The organism is Neorhizobium tunisiense (assembly GCF_039631515.1).
Lineage (GTDB): Bacteria > Pseudomonadota > Alphaproteobacteria > Rhizobiales > Rhizobiaceae > Neorhizobium.
Genome location: NZ_JBDIUU010000007.1, coordinates 302,392 through 319,424, shown reverse-complemented (window position 1 = coordinate 319,424; position 17,033 = coordinate 302,392). Strand labels below are relative to the sequence as shown.

General features: G+C 62.6%; 16 protein-coding genes. 3 read left to right on the top strand and 13 right to left on the bottom strand.

Going from position 1 to position 17,033, the window contains the following annotated elements:
- Position 1: 1 nt before the first annotated feature.
- Positions 2-724: an enoyl-CoA hydratase/isomerase family protein gene (locus tag ABCW43_RS21335; protein WP_345928126.1), complete on the top strand. Its 723-nt coding sequence runs from the start codon at positions 2-4 to the stop codon at positions 722-724.
- 68 nt (positions 725-792) lie between these two features.
- Here the strand turns inward: ABCW43_RS21335 and ABCW43_RS21330 are convergent, their stop codons facing one another.
- From ABCW43_RS21330 to speB, 13 genes are all read right to left on the bottom strand, one after another.
- Positions 793-1,740, bottom strand: a complete 948-nt coding sequence (locus tag ABCW43_RS21330) for a thioesterase family protein (RefSeq protein WP_345928125.1) — start codon at positions 1,738-1,740, stop codon at positions 793-795.
- Entirely contained in the window at positions 1,737-2,795 is a 1,059-nt protein-coding gene (locus ABCW43_RS21325; RefSeq protein ID WP_345928123.1) for an alcohol dehydrogenase, read from the bottom strand. The genes ABCW43_RS21330 and ABCW43_RS21325 overlap by 4 nt, the downstream gene beginning before the upstream one ends.
- A gap of 170 nt (positions 2,796-2,965) precedes the next feature.
- A complete protein-coding gene (locus ABCW43_RS21320) occupies positions 2,966-3,466 on the bottom strand; it encodes a MarR family winged helix-turn-helix transcriptional regulator (protein WP_345928121.1) in 501 nt (166 codons plus the stop codon).
- On the bottom strand, positions 3,463-4,332 hold the full coding sequence (locus ABCW43_RS21315; RefSeq protein WP_345928119.1) for a fumarylacetoacetate hydrolase family protein: 870 nt from the start codon (positions 4,330-4,332) through the stop codon (positions 3,463-3,465). Before ABCW43_RS21315 ends, ABCW43_RS21320 begins: the two co-directional genes overlap by 4 nt.
- A 25-nt stretch (positions 4,333-4,357) precedes the next feature.
- Complete coding sequence (gtdA, locus tag ABCW43_RS21310) at positions 4,358-5,407, bottom strand: gentisate 1,2-dioxygenase (RefSeq protein WP_345928117.1); 1,050 nt, start codon at positions 5,405-5,407, stop codon at positions 4,358-4,360.
- A gap of 559 nt (positions 5,408-5,966) precedes the next feature.
- The gene (locus ABCW43_RS21305) at positions 5,967-6,869 is read right to left on the bottom strand and encodes an IclR family transcriptional regulator (RefSeq protein WP_345928115.1); all 903 of its coding nucleotides are present in this window, start codon (positions 6,867-6,869) and stop codon (positions 5,967-5,969) included.
- Positions 6,870-6,928: 59 nt separating this feature from the next.
- Complete coding sequence (locus ABCW43_RS21300; RefSeq protein ID WP_345928113.1) at positions 6,929-8,008, bottom strand: iron-containing alcohol dehydrogenase; 1,080 nt, start codon at positions 8,006-8,008, stop codon at positions 6,929-6,931.
- A 108-nt stretch (positions 8,009-8,116) separates the two neighbouring features.
- Positions 8,117-8,887 (bottom strand): carbon-nitrogen hydrolase family protein, encoded by a 771-nt coding sequence (locus ABCW43_RS21295; protein WP_345928111.1) that lies wholly within the window; start codon positions 8,885-8,887, stop codon positions 8,117-8,119.
- A 12-nt stretch (positions 8,888-8,899) separates the two neighbouring features.
- Positions 8,900-9,694, bottom strand: coding sequence for an ABC transporter permease (locus ABCW43_RS21290; RefSeq protein ID WP_345928109.1), 795 nt, complete (start codon positions 9,692-9,694; stop codon positions 8,900-8,902).
- Positions 9,691-10,545 carry an ABC transporter permease gene (locus ABCW43_RS21285; protein WP_345928107.1) on the bottom strand — a complete coding sequence of 285 codons (855 nt, stop codon included), beginning with the start codon at positions 10,543-10,545 and terminating at the stop codon, positions 9,691-9,693. The genes ABCW43_RS21290 and ABCW43_RS21285 overlap by 4 nt, the downstream gene beginning before the upstream one ends.
- Positions 10,542-11,579 (bottom strand): ABC transporter ATP-binding protein, encoded by a 1,038-nt coding sequence (locus ABCW43_RS21280; protein WP_345928105.1) that lies wholly within the window; start codon positions 11,577-11,579, stop codon positions 10,542-10,544. Before ABCW43_RS21280 ends, ABCW43_RS21285 begins: the two co-directional genes overlap by 4 nt.
- A 205-nt stretch (positions 11,580-11,784) precedes the next feature.
- The gene (locus tag ABCW43_RS21275; protein ID WP_345928103.1) at positions 11,785-12,873 is read right to left on the bottom strand and encodes an ABC transporter substrate-binding protein; all 1,089 of its coding nucleotides are present in this window, start codon (positions 12,871-12,873) and stop codon (positions 11,785-11,787) included.
- A gap of 74 nt (positions 12,874-12,947) precedes the next feature.
- Complete coding sequence (speB, locus tag ABCW43_RS21270) at positions 12,948-14,006, bottom strand: agmatinase (protein WP_345928101.1); 1,059 nt, start codon at positions 14,004-14,006, stop codon at positions 12,948-12,950.
- Between the two features lie 170 nt (positions 14,007-14,176).
- Between speB and gcvA the strand changes: the two genes are divergently transcribed.
- Together gcvA and ABCW43_RS21260 are read left to right on the top strand one after the other, a co-directional pair.
- A complete protein-coding gene (gene gcvA, locus ABCW43_RS21265) occupies positions 14,177-15,118 on the top strand; it encodes a transcriptional regulator GcvA (RefSeq protein ID WP_345928099.1) in 942 nt (313 codons plus the stop codon).
- Between the two features lie 124 nt (positions 15,119-15,242).
- On the top strand, positions 15,243-16,961 hold the full coding sequence (locus ABCW43_RS21260) for an ABC transporter ATP-binding protein (RefSeq protein WP_345928097.1): 1,719 nt from the start codon (positions 15,243-15,245) through the stop codon (positions 16,959-16,961).
- Positions 16,962-17,033 lie beyond the last annotated feature (72 nt).

The following is a 17,033-nucleotide window of genomic DNA, read 5'->3' as shown; positions in this document are numbered from 1 at the left end:
ATTGTCCGACGTCCTGATCAATACCTGGGGGAACGTCCTCGAGATCACCCTCAACCGTCCCGACAAGGGCAATGCGCTGACGCCCGAGATGGCGCAGGCCATCACCGCCGCGTTGAAGTCGCTGTCGCCGGAAACCCGCGTCGTGTTGATGAATGCCAAGGGCGGCGATTTCTGCACCGGCCGCAGCGCCGCCATGCCGGCCGCCGGGTCTCGCGCCACCGCGCTCGACCTGCGCAGCGCAATCTCCGATCCGGTTCTCGATTTCTATGAGGTGCTGCGCGAAATCCCGGTTCCGTTCATCACCGCCATCCGCGGCAGGGCTGCCGGCGTCGGCTGCGCCATCGCGGCTCTCGCGGACGTGGCGATCGCCGCCGAAAGCGCCACCTTCCAGGTGCCGGAAATGAACCACGACATTGCCCCGACACTGGTGCTCAACGCGCTCGCCGACCGGGTGTCCCGCGCCACGCTCGCCCGAATGGTTCTTACCCGTGACGTGATTCCCGCAACGGAAGCAAAAATGCTCGGCATCGTTGGCATCACGGTCGCAGACGCCGGCATCGACGCGGAAGTGGAACGCATCGTCGGCCAGTTGGAGAAGAACTCTGTCCCCACCGTGCGCGGCATCAAGGCCTTCCTGTCGATGAGCCCGGAAACCTCGTTTGCATCGCGCAAGGAACTGGCCGCGCTCATCAACTGCGTGGCGACGGCGGAGAAATTTCGCTGAGAGCGCTGCATACCAATCTCCCCCTTTGCGGGGGAGATGCCCGGCGGGGCAGCGGGGTGGTTTGCACCCTAAAGCGCCAGCCCTTCGGTCACCAGAGGAGCCAATGCCTCCGTCGCCGCCGGTGAGATCTGCACGATCGCCCTTGCATCCAGATCAAACACCACCGCGACCGACTGCATCGTGCCGAACACCCGGCCGCTGAAGGGATCGACCATCCAGAAGATCAGCGACATGACGCGCTGGTCGGTCTTCTGCAACCCGCCCCAGATCTCGAAACAGTCGCCGAGACGCGGGGCCTCGCCATAGAGAATGCGGAATTCCAGCACCGCTCCACCGACCTTGCCGGGCGGCGTTTCGGCGTGCTTGCTGACGATTTCGCGGATCGGGCCGGTGAGCTGCTTCACCCCTCCGCCGGCCGCGCCGATGAATTTCTGAGGGGCAAGGCGGTTGAAGGCATCGCAGGCTTCCGGCTCGATCAGGCTCATGGCGGTGCGCCTCAGGCCGAGCGAGAGTGCCTGGTCGCGGGAGGCGCTGATCGCCACAGGTTCGTCGCCGGTGCCGCGGGCGAGAGCTTCCTTGGGGGCCTCGACCAGCGAGGTGGCGGCTTTTTCGCGGAAGGCCGTGGGCCAAGGGCGGGGCGTCTTCAGGTCAGCCGTATCGACATGGGTCAGCCGCACCCTGAAGCTCGCGGCAAGCTGGCCGGAATGGCTGTTGTGCAGCATGAGAACCGCAAACGCCGTCGTCTCGCCGATATCGAGGAAACCTGCGGTCATGTGCAGCGAGGCGCCCGCATGGGCCTCGCGATGGAAGCGGATATGATGCTCGTTATAGACGATCGTCGTGGCGGACGAGGGCGAGAGGAGGCCGGGCAACCCGTTGAGACCGAACAGAACCGCGAGGCCCTCGTTGGCGCGGGCGACGTAGTACTGGGTGTTCCAGTGAGCGTTCTCGTCAACTTCCCACTGGCGCACGCTGCCGCGCCAAACTTCATGCATTTCGCCTTGCTGTGCACTCACGCCGGCACCTCCTCCAGAACGATGCGTCCCTTGACCGTGCCTTTGGACAACCGGTTCATCGCGTCGTTGATCGATGATTTCGGCACCGCCTCATAGGGAATGGCATCGAGTTTTCCGCTTTTGGCGAGGTCCACCAGATCGCGCAATTCCTGCAGTGAGCCGGTAATGCTGCCGATCAGGCTGAGGCCCCCCTGCGCCATGCGCATGGTCGGGATGGTGAGTTGGCCGCCGAACATGCCGACCATGATGATGCGGCCGCCGCGTGCCAGCGCCGGGAAGCAAAAGGCCGCCGTCTGGCTGTTGTTGACGAAATCGATGATGGTGCGCACCGGTGTGCCGACTGCATCGACGATCGTTTTCGTCACGTCGTCGCCGGTCGAAAGTACCGTTCCGTGGGCGCCGGCATCCGCGGCGATCTTCAGCTTGTCTTCGGAAACATCGACCACGACGATGTTCTGGTGGCCGAGCGCCTTGAGGACGACGATGCCGCTGAGGCCTAGCCCGCCGGCACCTACCACGACGATCGCCTCGTCCGGACGGACCGGCATGGCCTTCCTGATTGCCGAATAGGCGGTGAGGCCCGAGCAGGCATAGGTGGCGGCAAGTGCCGGGTCGAGGTCACCGATGTCGATGAGATAGCGGCTGTCCGGCACCACGACATGGCTGCCGAAGCCGCCCGGCCTGCGCATCCCGAGCGGCCGGCCCTGCATGCAGAGGTTTTCCTGTCCGGCGCGGCAGGTGTCGCATTCGCCGCAGCCGAGCCACGGATAAACGAGCCTGACATCCCCGACTTTGACACCCGTGACGTCCGGGCCGATGGCGGTAACGGTGCCGAGGATTTCGTGGCCGAGGGTGAGTGGGAGCTTCATGCCGATGCTGTCGAGCGATACCTTTTTGTCACCCATGTCGAAAATGCCCTTCCACAGGGTCAGATCCGAATGGCAGAGGCCGCAATGGGACACCGAAACGACGACCTCCGAGCCCGCCGGCTTCGGGTTCGCCTCCTCGACCTCCCGCAGTACTTCCGATGCCTCGAATACCTGCCATGACCGCATGTCCTGCTCCTCCCAGATGCATAGGAAAGAGGTATCAGGTCGCCTGTTATGTGGCAATCGGGAAATGGGTGGTTGGTTCGAGAAGGTGGCGTCGACTGTTCCACCTCATTCCTGTGACAAGCGCAGGGATGAGGAAGGAGACCCCCGACCTTCCTGCAGGCAGGCGTAGACTACCCCGCCTTCTCTTGCCCCTCGATCGCCGCCTCAGCGCCTGCAATCGCCTTGTCGAGCAATTCCAGAAACCTCTGCCGCTCCTCTGCGGACAGAAACCGCAGCAGGTCGGCCTCGTGCTGCGGCAACGACGTTTCCACCAGGGCGGCGGCCTCGATCCCTGCCTTGGTGAGCCGCAGTTCATAGACGCGGCCGTCATCGGCGGCGCGGTCGCGTTCGACGAGTTTGAATTTGATGAGCGGTGCGAGCGTCTGGACCAGCGTCGGCGGTTCGATGCGCAACCGCCTCGCGAGCGCGATCTGGCTGATGCCCGGATACCGGCGGATCAGGAGCAGCACGCCGCCCTGGACCGGGGTGACCGCGAGCGAGCGGGCCCGGAACCAGTTCTGCCAATGGTTGCCGAACAACGACTGCAGGCGGCGGATGCGGATGCCGACGACACCGTCGAGAAGGACGGCATGGCCGTCCCTCTCTGCCGATGGGCTGGGCTCCGAACTCATGTCTTGTCCCAGTTGCCGTAGACCTTCACGTCCATCGAGCCGATGCCCTCGAACGTGCCGTGCAGCACGTCGCCGGGAGCGATCGGGGCGACGCCTTCCGGCGTGCCGGTCATGATGATGTCACCCGGATAAAGCGTGTAGGCCTTGCTGGCGAATTCGATCAGCTTCTGGACATTGAAGATCAGCATGCTGGTGTTCGATTTCTGCCGGCTCTCGCCGCCGATTGTCAGCTCGAAATCGAGATTGTTCGGGTTCGGTATCTCGTCTGCGGTGACCACATAAGGTCCGAGCACGCTGAACGTGTCGAGCGACTTGCGGTAGCTGCGCTCTTCCGGGCCGCGAATGGTGATGTCGTAACAGATCGCGTAACCGGCGACGTAATCCAGCGCATCGGCTTCCGACACGCGAAACGCTTGTCTGCCGATGACGACGGCGAGCTCGATCTCGTGGTCGGTGCGGCGGTCGGCCCAGTCGACGACGACGCCTTCCGACGGGCCGATCAGCGAGCTGACCGCCTTCAGGAACACGCCGGCCTCGGCGATCGGCTTGATCTTCATGCCGTGATGCAGCTGGTCGCTGTCCAGCACTTCGTCGAGATGGAGCCGGTAGTTGACCGGGGCACCGACGATCTTGCCGGGATTGGCGATCGGGCTCAGAAGCGCGACATCGGCCAGCGGCTTCGACGGCGCGGTCCTCGCCATCTCTTCCATGACTGGCCGCAGCTCGGCGAAATGGGCCATGAACTGGTCGCCATGGGGCAAGGGGTAACGGTAGTTCGGCAGGCGATCGAGGACGCCGGTGACATCCTTCACCTGATCGCCGACGACCACGCCGAGACGATTATCGTCGTAGCGGCAAAAACGCATGATTTCTCTCCCTGATCTCGTTCGCTCAGACGCGGGTGCGGTCTTCGCGGAAATAGCCGAGCTTTTCCTGCGCCACGCGGTCGGAGAAGCAGAATACGACGACGTCCTCGTTCGCCTTGAACGAGCGCCACGACCAGCCCGGCACGACGATCACGTCCTTGGGGCCGAAGTCGAAGGTTTTTACGCCAATCGTGATCGAGCCTGTGCCTTCGGCGATGCACATCACGATATGGTCCGTCGAGCGGATCTTTGCCGTTTCCATGCCCTTGGGGACATGGCTGAGCCAGGCGGACATGGTGGGCATCGTCCAGCCGCCGTCAACCGGATTGGCATAACGAAGCGTCGTGCCGATATGGGCGTCGATGACTTCGCCGCGCGAGGCGCGATAGAGGGCCTCGCGGCTGCGCTCGTACGGATAGTTGAAGATCGGCGTCGTCTGGCCATAGGGGCTCGTGCCGCCGATCGGCATCATGCCGGAACCGAAACGGGCAAGCGAGTCGCCTTCGGGCCGAAGCAGCTCCTGTTCGGTGTCGTCGGAATCCTCGCGGAACACGGCTTCGAAGAAGGCGATCATCGGCACGTCGAGACCGTCCAGCCATGCGGCCGGGTCGGCGCCGTCATTGCCATGGTCGTGCCAGGCCCAGACGGGCGTGATGACGAAATCGCCAAACGCCATGCGGGTGCGCTCGCCGCCGACGGTCGTATAGGCGCCCGAACCTTCCAGCATGAAGCGCAACGCCGAAGGCGTGTGGCGATGGGCCGGCGCCACTTCGCCCGGCATGATGATCTGGATGCCGGCATAAAGCGTCGACGTGGCGCGCGACTGGGCCGGGAAGGCGGGGTTTTCGAGGATCAGCACCCGGCGCTCGGCCTCTTCGGCGGTCAGCAGGCTGCCGGATTCGAGGATCAGCGGGCGGATGTCGTCATAACGCCAGCGATGCGCCTGCGCCTTTGAGGTCGGCTCCGGCGGCAGCATGCCCTTCATCACTTCCCATAGGGGCGCCATGTTGTGCGGCTTGAGCCGTGCATAAAATTCTTCCCGTTTCGCAACGGTGGCGGCATCGATCCCGTGCATGAAATCCTCCTCCTTGGCTCCTCCAGCCGAAGATCGTAAGGTATACTAATTAATTTGATGAGGTCAATTAGGAACGGAATCTAGGCACCGTCCGACTCCGCACGCGGAGCAGAAGTCGATGGTCACAGCTGTACATCAAGATTTGGCTTGGCCAACTTTCACTCACGGCCTTTTCGCCAATAATCGCGATCTAGATCCTTCCAGACGTAGAAGCCATTCCAGACACCGAGCCATACGCTCAACAAGCCAAGGCTACTGGAATTTATGATCTCGAAAGTCGACCTGTCCACGTTGGAGGGCCGTATTTTCTTTGCCCAAAGGCCGATCAATGCGCCTCCCCACCATCCGACAATGACCATACCGGCGATTGGCCATTTATAGGCGATCGACGCGAGGCAGATGAGCACGCATGCCCTATAGACGTTCAACTTGATAATTGAGTTCGTCCTCCGATCATATTTGTGACTATTCCATTACAGGACGGGTGTGGCACCATAAAACCCTTTGCACACGCCCCACAAACGAGGGTGAGGCTGACGCTATGCACCACCTGATATTTTCACCGCACTGCCGTGCTCTTCGCCCGCGTCGACTTCGGCGGCGTGGGCGGCTTGACGTTGTCCTCGCCCTTCGCCCCGCGGCCGGGTGCCCCCAGCCGTTCCGAAAGTCGATGTGCTGCGGCGAGCAGCGCGTCGATGGTCGGCTTCTTGCGGGGGCCGGCGAGCTGTTTGTCGGAGCCGAGCACGGTCATGGTCGCAACGATCCGGCCGCTATAGTCGAAGACCGGCGCAGCGATGGCGGCGAAGCTCGAATTGATGCTGTTGATGGTCATCGCATAACCTTGGTGGCGCACGGTCTCGATGATCTTCTGGATTTCCCTGGTCGTGGTGACGCGCGGCGAGAGCGAGGCGGTGTCATCCGGCGCACCCCGCTTGGCTGCAGCGATCTCGTCCTGGCGTACCGCCATGGTCTCGCTTTCGTTGAGATAGGTGAGGAAGACCTGGCCGGTTGCCGAGGTGAGAAGCGGCAGCACGTAGCCGAGGCGCACGGCAAGCGATCCCTGCCGCTCGCCGTCCACCTTGGAAACGATGCCAGGGCCGCGATCACCCCAGAGCGAAAGATAGGTGGCGAAACCGGCGGTGCGCTGCAGCGCCGCAAGCTCTTCGCGCGCGAATTCCACCACGTCGAGCTGGCGGATGGCCGACAGGCCGAGCTGGATCGCGAAGCGCCCGAGCCCGTAGTGACCGGTGACCGGATCCTGGAAGGCGACGCCTTCCTTGACGAAGCTGACGAGGTAGAGATGCGCCTTGCTGGGCGGCATGCCGGCTGCGGCCGCAATGTCACGCAGGGGCAGCGGGCCGTTCGCCGCCTCCATGGCGCGAATGACCTGGAAGCCGACCTCGATCGACTGAATGCGGCGCTGGGTCCATTCCTCCGGCGCCTTGGTCTTATCTGACGGCATCCTAAATCCCCTGTGTTCCCAGACAATTATATTTATATTTGCAGCAGGTCGAGCCGGCTTTATGCGTAGTTTTCCACAGCCCGAAAGGCGGCAGCAAGGTCATTTGCGTCGAGCATCCGCTCCTGGTTGACCATGAACGGGCTTTTTGCGCATCGGGCGGCGAGGTTCTCGATCGCCGCATCGGCGACATCCAGCATGCCGAGATCGGAAAGCCGGCGCGGCATGCCGATCTCGTCATAGAAGCCGAAGAGCGTCTGAAGCTCATCTTCCGGACGGCCTTCGGCGACGGCCTGCACCAGCGTGCCATAAGCGGCATGTTCGCCATGCAGCGAGTGTTTCCTGACCGGCTCGATCGCTCCGAGCTCGGTTGCGACCGCATGGGCGATGGAAAGGCCGGTATTTTCAAACGCGACGGCGCTGAGCCAGAGGATCGCCTCGATGACGGCTTCGAGATCCGGCGTCACCTCGCCGGTGCCGGCGACCCGCATGGCGCCAGGCCCATGTTCGAGCAGCGTACGATAACAGACATCGCCGAGCATCACACCCGTCTTCAGCGGCCGCGTGCCCTGCTTGGAAAGGCCGGTACCCTTCCAGGCGCCTTCCGTCTCGAATTTTGCGGTCAGCGCATCGCCGATGCCGCCGAGCAGCAGCCGGGCAGGGGCTTTGGCGATGATCGCCGTATCGACGATCACAAATGCCGGGTTCTGGTCCATCTGCTCGACGGCGATCATTGAGTGATGGTCGTCATAGATGACGATGCCTCGGGTCGAGGGAGCGTCGGTGGAAGCGACCGTCGGCACACTGACAAAGGGCAGGCCGGTTCGGCGCGAGACGCCCTTGGCGACATCGAGCGTGCGGCCGCCGCCGATGCCGACCACGACTTCGCCGCCCCCGGCGCGCACCAGTTCGGCGAGGCGGTCCATTTCCTTGTGGGTGACGTCCGAATCGAAGGGGATGACGGTCGGCGAAATGTCCTGTCGGTCCAGAGCCTCGGTCAGATCCAGCTCGATATGGGGAAGCACGAGCGAATCGCAGATCGCGATGACCGAGCGGCCGAGCGTCGCCGCCTTTTCACCGAGCTGGCTCAGGGCTCCCGGGCCTTGAATATAAAAGGCCGGCGCCCGGAATATACGCGTCATGACTCCCCCCGGAATGCTGTAGCGTCGAATGCTATACAACATTATCAAAGGAAATGGGAGTTTAGCGAAGGTCGTATTGACTTGAGGGTCGTATATCCGGCCTGGAACTCATACCAGATCTGCGAGATAGGTGTTTTCCGCCCGCGACTGCGCGTAAGCCGCAGGGTCGATCTCGGCGATGATCAGGGCCTCACCTTCGGCAGGCGCCTCGGCAATCAGCTTGCCGTCCGGAGCCGCAACCCGCGACAGGCCGGCATAGGTGAACAGATCGTCGGAGCCGGCGTGGTTGATATAAGCGACAAAAACCTGGTTCTCGAAGGCGCGGACCGGGATCATGTGTTCGGCGATGAACCGACCGGACCAGCCAGTCGGCAGCGCCGTCGGCACGACGATAAGATCGGCGCCGCCCTTTGCCAGTTGCCGGACGTTTTCCGGGAACTCGACGTCGTAGCAGATCAGGAAGCCGAGCCTGATGCCCTCGTGCGTCACCAGAACCTGGCGGCGGTCCTCCTGGGTGAACCATTTCCGCTCATAGGAGCCGTAGAGATTGCATTTGCGATAGACCGCCGTCTGGCCCTTGCCATCCGTGAAGAAGGCACTGTTGAAGGTGTTTTCGAAGGTCTTTTCGGCGAAACCCGCGACGATCGCGAGCCCATGGTTCGCGGCGATCTCCGACAGCCGGTCGGTTACAGGGCCATGGGCGGGCGTGGCGAGATCGGGGAATTTCTCCGCCGCGCCATAACCGGTCAGCGCGAGTTCCGGCGCGATCAGCAGTGCCGCGCCGTTGGTGGCCGCATTTTCGGCAGCCGCTTCGATCTTGGCGAGGTTCGCCTCGACGTCACCGACGACAGGCTGCATCTGGAAACCGGCGATCTTCATGGGCTTGTTCCTTTAACGCTCGTCCGACATGGCGCCGAGCAGTTTCGGCAGGTCGCCGAACCGGGCCACCAGACCGAAGACCACTGCCGCGATGACCAGGAACAGCACCGTCACGGCGGCCATGGTCGGCGTATAGCCGTAGCGCAGCGCGTTGAAGATCTTGATCGGCAGGGTTTCCATGGTGAAACCGACAGTCATGTAGGCAACGATATATTCGTTCAGCGACAGAACGAAGGCAAAGGCATAACCCGAGACTAGATAGGGCAGGATCAGCGGTAGCACGACGGTGCGGAAAATCTTGCCGTCGTCGGCGCCCATGGTGGCGGCCGCTTCCACCAGCGAACGGTCGATGGCCGAAAAGCCGAGCGACAGGGTCACCAGCGGCAGGGTGACGAAGAAGATGCCGTGGCTGATTACTGCCGTCCATGGTTGGCCGTAAAAGCCGGTGGTCGCCCAGAAGGTCAGCAGGCCAAGCGCGGTGATGACCGGCGGCAGGGTGAAGGGCGCGACGCCGAGAAGCTGGAAGATATTGGCCCAGGGCGCGACCCGTCGCCACAGGAACCAGGCGAGCGGCAGCGCTATCAGCAGGGCCAGCAAAGCCGAGGAGGCGGCAAGCGTCAGCGAGGCGATCAGCGCATTGCGCCATTCGGCATTGGTAAATATCTGGCCGTACCAGGAAAGCGAAAAACCCTGCGGCGGGAAGGCGAGCGTCTGGCGCGCATTGATCGAGACGCCGGCGACGACGATCAGCGGCAGGGCCAGGAACAGGCCGACGACAAAGAAGAACAGGCGGCGCAGTGCTGTCATTTCGCTTGCCTCTGCTGTCCGGCGTAAAGCGCGAGGCCGACGAGCGCCAGCGAAACGAGCACCAGGAAAACGGCCATGGCGGCGGCAAACGGCATGTTCGACTGGTAGATCGCCTGGTCGGTGATCAGCACCGACAGCGTCCAGTGCTGCGGCCTTCCGAGCAGCTGCGGCAGCAGGTAGGAACCGAGCGCGAAGATGAAGACCATGATCAGCGTCGCCAGAATGGTGTTGCGCAGCGCGGGAACCACGACGGTGAAGAAGGCCTTGACCGGTGAGGCGCCGAGCGTGCGCGCGGCTTCGGTGAGCGTCGGATCAAGGCGCACCAGCGCCGGATAGAGGACCAGCACCGTGTAGGGGAAGGCCTGATAGGTCATGGCGGTCATGACCGCGCCGAAACTGGGGGTTAATGCCTGGGCCTGGGCCATCAGCCCCAGCCAGACGAACAAGTTGGTGATGCCGGCGGTGCGGGAGAAGAGCGTCGACCAGGCAAAGCCGATCATCACTTCGGAGAGCGACAGGATGGAGAGCAGCACCACCAGCCAGACGATCTGGGTCCTTCGGGGAGAACGTGAGAGCAGATAGGTGAAGGGAATGCCGATCACCACGCAGGCAACCGCGACTGCGACGGCCAGAAATAGCGAGAAACCCAGAACCTTACCGAAGAACAGGCTGAGGAAGCGGGCGTAATTATCGAATACGAAGGCGGGCGTATAAAAGCCCGCCTGCTCGCGCTGGAAAAAGGACACGGCGATCATCGTGGCGAATGGCACCACGAAGAACAAGGTCAGCATGCCCGCCGGGAAGAAGAGCGGTCCATAGTCGACAAGACGCTGCGGCGGTTCGCGTCTCATCTGGCGAGCACCACGCTGGTGGCCGGATCGAGCCTTATGCCGACGCTCTGGCCGATCGAGACGTCCGGCCGGTTGCGCGGCGAGGAGACTGCGATCACCTGGGTTCCGCCCGCCTCCACAAAGGTTTCAATGGCCCCGCCGAGATCACGGATGAAGGTGACGGTGCCGGCAATAGCGCCGTGACCGGGAACGGTGAGCTGCACGTCTTCCGGCCGGACCGACAACAGGCCTTTCGCCGTGCCTGCGGGTAGCGTGATGCCTTCGACCACCTCTCCGAGCACGCTGGCGCGGCCGGCGCTATCGGCCTCGATGGGCAGGAGGTTGGTCTGGCCGATGAAGTCGGCGACAAAACTGTCGGCCGGGCGGCGGTAGATATCGACCGGGGAGGCCGCCTGACGGATCTCGCCGCCGTTCATGACGACGACCGTATCGGCCATGGTCATCGCCTCGCGCTGGTCGTGAGTGACGACAATGGTGGTGATCCCAAGCCGCTGCTGCAGCTGGCGCAGTTCCACCTGCATCGCCTCGCGCAGTTTTGCATCGAGCGCAGAGAGCGGTTCGTCGAGCAGGAAGAGCTTTGGCGAGATGGCGAGCGCTCGGGCGATCGCCACGCGCTGCCTTTGGCCGCCGGAGAGTTTCGCCACGGAACGGTCCGCAAAGCCCGGCAGATGGATCATTGCCAAGAGTTCATCGACGCGCTTCTTCTGCACATCCTTGGCAACGCCGCGGATCCGTAGCGAATAGGCGATATTCTCGCCGACCGTCAGGTGCGGGAAAAGCGCCAGCGACTGGAAGACCATGCCGAGATCGCGCTTGTGGGTCGGCACGGCGGTGATATCGGCCCCGCCGAGTTCGATCGAGCCGCCGGTTGGAAGGTCGAGACCGGCGATCATCCGCATCAATGTCGTCTTGCCGCAGCCGGAAGGCCCGAGCAGGCAGACGAACGTGCCATCCGGAACCGAAAGGCTTACGTCGTTGACGGCCGTGAAGTTGCCGAACTGCTTCGTCACATGGCTGAGGTTCAATCCGGACATTCGGTCTCCGCGGTTTTAGCCCTCTTAAATTCGATAGAGAGGCATGAAGCAGCCCCCTCATCCGCCTGCCGGCACCTTCTCCCCGCTGGGGAGAAGAGGTATGCCGAACCGTTGCCGCTTCTCCTCTCCCCTTGGGGAGAGGGTGGCCGAGCGAAGCGGAGGCCGGGTGAGGGGGTTTCCGGCTCCGGCCTTATACGGATTCAGATCAGCCCGCGATCATCTCCGTCCACTTCTGGTTCAGGAAGTCGGACTTGGTCTGGTAGAGATCGTAACGCGGGATGATCGGCTCGATATCGGAGGAGACCGAAGCGAATTCTTCCGCCGTGAGATCGAGCAGGTCGCGCTTGACGGTCGGCGAGGTGCCGACCTTGCGCGACAGGGTCGCCTGGATGGCCGGCTGGCACATGTAATTGATGAACGTGTGCGCTTCCTCGGTCTTCTTCGAGGCACGCGACAGCGCCCAGCAGCCCGAATCCTGGATGCCGCCTTCCTTCGGGAAGGTCGAGCGGACCGGGCTGCCCTGCGAGGCGGCAAGGCCGGTGACGTCGTGGTAATACTGGCCCATCGGAATTTCGCCCGACTTCAGCGCCTGTTCGAACTGCGCCTCGTCCCGATACCAGAGACGGACGTTTGGCTTCACTTCTGCGAGTTTTTCAAGCGCCTTGAGGATGCCTTCGTCGGTGTCGAGCGCCTTGGTGCCGCCCATAAAGGTTTTTGCCGTCACTTCGAGCAGGAAGGAGTTGGAGACGAGCGCGAGCAGGCCGAGCTTGTCGGCATTGGCCTTGTCCCACAGGGCTGCCCATGAGGTCGGGGCTTCCTTGTAGACCTGCGTATTGGTGACCAGCGTGATGTACCAGGAGACGGCGCCGATGCCGGCGATCTTGCCGTCCGGATACTTGTTGACGAAGTGGTCGATGAGGTTCTTGGAGTTCGGCAGCTTGTCGGCGTCGAGCGGCGCCCAGAGTTTGGTCGACTGGCCCTTCAGCATCGCAACCTGCGACATCATCGAGACGTCGGCCGGAGCGGCACCCGCCTTGGCGGCCTGTTCGAGCTGCACCAGCCAGGCTTCGCCGGTCGGCTCGGCGACGGATTCAATCGCGATACCGGTCGCCTTGGTGAAGTCCGGGAAAATGTTCTTGTCGAACGAATCCTTGAAGAAGCCGCCATAGACCCCGACCTTCAGCGACTTGTCCTGGGCGCGCAGCACCGAGGGCATGGCCAGCATGGAGGCGCCGGCGAGACCGGCACCGAGCACGCCGCGGCGGCCGAGTTTGGCATTCAGAATGTCACGCATGATGTTCTCCTTTGTTTTTTAGGCCTGCCGGTGCTTGGCCGGCTGGCGAGTTCCCCAATTGATTGCAGTTTACGTCAGGTGCGGCCCTTCACGGAAGGGCTGAAGACCATCAGGCTCAGGATTTCGAACAATATCTGGGCGCCCGCATGGGCGGTGTTGTTGGTCGCGTCATATTGCGGCGCGACCTCGACCACGTCGCCGCCGACGATGTTGATGCCCTTGAGGCCGCGGACCAGCTCCAGCACCTCGCGGGTGGTGAGCCCGCCGATCTCAGGCGTGCCGGTGCCGGGGGCAAAGCTGGGGTCGAGGCTGTCGATATCGAAGGAAACATAGGTCGGGCCATCGCCAACGATCTTCTTCGCCTTCTCGATGATCGCCGGAATGCCGAGCCCCGTCACCTCCTCTGCATGGATGACGGTCATGCCGGATTCGTAGGAGAACTCCCACAGATATTCCGCCGCGCCGCGGATGCCGATCTGGATCGTCCGGGTCGGGTCGAGAACGCCGTCGAGTACCGCATTGCGGAACGGCCCGCCGTGGTGGAACTTGGTCTCGTCGAAAAAGCCGCTCGTATCGCAATGGGCGTCGATATGGATCATGCCGACCGGCGCTTTTTTTCCGACCGCCTTCAGGATCGGATGGGTGATCGAATGGTCGCCGCCCACCGAGAGCGGCAGCACGCCCGCATCGACGACCTGGCCGATGCGCTTTTCGATGTCGTCATGGCTCATTTCCAGCCGGTAGCGGCTGCGGAAGGCCACGTCGCCGATATCCGCGACTTTCAGCTCGTAGATCGGCGCGCATTCCATCACGTGGTTGTAGGGACCGACACGCTCGATCGTGCGCAACGCCCGAGGCCCGAAGCGCGAGCCTGGCCGGTTGGTGACGCCGAGGTCCATCGGCATGCCGACCATCGCCACCTGCAGGTCGCCGAAATCCGGATTCTCCGCATCGAGCGGCCTGTAGGGCGCATCGAGAAGCGTCGGAATCCCGGCATAAGGTGCGACGCGTGTACCGGCCTTGTCGAAGATCTTCTCGCCGACTCGTCTGAACTTCGGATCAAAAATCTCGCCGCCCGGGCTGTCGAGATATTTTGCGCGCAATTCGCCGAGCTTCTTCGCGTCGAATGTCATGATCGCCTCGCCTGTCTGCCGGCTGCTTGTGTGCAGCCTAATTTTTGTTCCGCCGGGCTTGTCGCCCTTGTTTTCATCATTATCCGTCAGGTGTGGGTGGAAAAGCAATTGAGATTGTTCTAGCAGTTGCTGTGAGAAAAACTAACACTTAAGATCAATTTGGGATCGATATGACCAACCGCCTGCCGCCCCTCAATCCGCTGCGCGCTTTTGAGGCAACCGCCCGCCGAGGCTCGGTTTCGGCGGCGGCGCGGGAGCTCAACGTCACCCATGGTGCGGTCAGCCACCAGATCAAGGCGCTGGAAGGTTCGCTCAAGGTCTCGCTGTTCGAGCGCGGCGCCAAGCGATTGAAGCTCACTTCAGAGGGTGCTCTCTTGCTGCCCGCCGTCAGCCAGGCCTTCGGTGAGATCGCCGCCGCGACCGCGCAGATGAAGCGGCCGGCGACTTCAGGCGAACTATCGATCACCTGCGTACCGGCGCTCCTTTCTTTCTGGATCGTGCCGCGCCTCAATTCCTTCACCGAGCAGTTCCCGGGTGTCAGGCTGAAGCTCGCTGCCTCCAACGATCCGGCCGTGCTGCATTCCTCGGATGTCGACGTCGCCGTTCTTTATGGCGACGGCAACTGGCCCGATGCCTGGACGCGGCTCTGGAGCAACCTGCAGCTCTTTCCGGTCGCCAGCCCCACCCTCCTCAACAGTCGGCCGCTGCGTTCGATGCGCGATCTCGAAGACCATGTCCTGCTGCATGGCGATGCGGACGGGCGCGAATGGAACACCTGGCTTTCCGCCGCTGATGCCGTCGACCTGCCGCGCCGGCAGCAATATTTCATGGGTGACGCCCGGTTTTCGACGGAAGCGGCGCTGCACGGCCAGGGCATCGCGCTCGGCGACACGATCACCGCCAGCAAGCTGATTGCCCGCGGCGAACTGGTCGTGCCGTTCGACTTGAGTGTTCCGGCCAATGACGCCTTCTACGTCGCCTGCCGGCCGGCCATGCGTTCGGCGCCGATCGTGCGGGTGTTCATCGACTGGCTGTTCGCCTCGCTGGAGGCCGACCAGCTCGCCGAACCGCATACCTCGGCGCGCACCCTGTTGCGCGGCCGCCGCGCCTGATATCTATCGCCCTATCTATTGTCCGAGCGATAATAAGACGAATGTTTACCTCGCTGGAGAACCCGGCTAAGCCTTTTCAAAAACTTGTCTCTGCTTCTCATCTATTGATTTCCTAGAGTGTCCGATGCTTCGTCGCTTCTTTGCCTATTACCGTCCATACCGTGGGCTTTTCCTCCTGGATTTCGGCTGCGCGATCATCTCCGGCGTGCTGGAACTCGGCTTTCCGATGGCGGTGAAGCTGTTTGTCGACCGGCTTCTCCTCAGCCACGAATGGCTGCTGATCCTGCTCGCCTCGGCGGCGCTCCTGTTGATCTATGCGATCAATACCAGCCTGATGGCGATCGTCACCTATTGGGGCCACATGCTCGGCATCAATATCGAGACGGACATGCGCCGGGCCGCCTTCAACCATCTTCAGAAGCTCTCCTTCAGCTATTTCGACAACCAGAAGACCGGCCATATCGTCGGGCGCCTCACCAAGGACCTTGAAGAGATCGGCGAAGTCGCCCATCACGGACCGGAAGACCTGTTCATCGCCACCATGACGTTTGCAGGCGCTCTCGCGCTGATGTTCTCGGTCAACCCGCAGCTGGCGATGATCACCGCCGTCGTCGTGCCGCTGACCGCCTGGGTCACCAGCCATTTCGGCGGCCGCATGACCGACAATTTCCGCCGCCTCTTCGGCCGCGTCGGTGATTTCAATGCCCGCATCGAGGAGAATGTCGGCGGTATCCGGGTTGTGCAGGCCTTCGCCAACGAGCAACACGAACGAGAGCTCTTCGAACAGGACAACCAGAACTACCGGCGCGTCAAGCTCGATGCCTACAAGCTGATGGCCGCCAGCAGTTCGCTCAGCTACATGAGCATGCGGCTTACCCAGATGGTGGTGATGATCGCCGGCGCCTATTTCGTGCTGTCGGGCGAGTTGACCGCCGGCGGCTTCATCGGCTTCCTGCTGCTGGTCGGAGTGTTCTTCCGCCCGGTGGAGAAGATCAATTCGGTGATCGAGACCTATCCGAAGGGCATTGCCGGCTTCCGCCGCTTCACCGAACTGATCGATACCGAGCCGGATATCGCTGATGCGCCTGATGCGGTCGACGTCGAGCATCTCAAGGGCGAGATCGCCTACAAGAACGTCTCCTTCGGCTACAGCCCGGACAAGCCGGTGCTCGAAAACGTCAATCTTTCGATCCGCGCCGGCGAGACGATCGCTTTCGTCGGTCCCTCGGGCGCCGGCAAGACGACGATCTGCTCGCTGCTGCCGCGTTTCTACGAGATAGGCTCCGGCAGCATCACCATCGACGGCATCGACATCCGCGCCATGACAAAGGTGTCGCTGCGCCAGCAGATCGGTATCGTGCAGCAGGACGTCTTCCTGTTCGGCGGGACGATCCGCGAGAACATCGCCTATGGCCGCCTCGGCGCCAGCGAAACCGATATTATCGAGGCGGCGCGGCGGGCGCGGCTTGAAGAAATGGTCGCCGGCCTGCCGCGGGGGCTCGATACGGTGATCGGCGAGCGCGGCGTGAAACTCTCCGGCGGCCAGAAGCAGCGTGTCGCGATCGCCCGCATGTTCCTGAAAAACCCGCCGATCCTGATCCTGGACGAGGCGACCTCGGCGCTCGATACCGAGACGGAACGCGCCATCCAGCGCTCGCTTGCCGAGCTCTCGCAAGGCCGTACGACGTTGATCATTGCCCATCGTCTCGCCACCATCCAGGGCGCCGACCGCATCGTCGTCATCGACGGCAACGGCATCCTCGAAGAGGGCACACATCAGGACCTGATCGACAAACGCGGCGCCTATACCAGGCTTCACGCGGCGCAGTCAGGGATGATGTAAGACATGGGACGCAGGACCGGTGTCGATCCATTGCAAGAATATCCATTTTATCTATAATAGATAGAAGGGAGT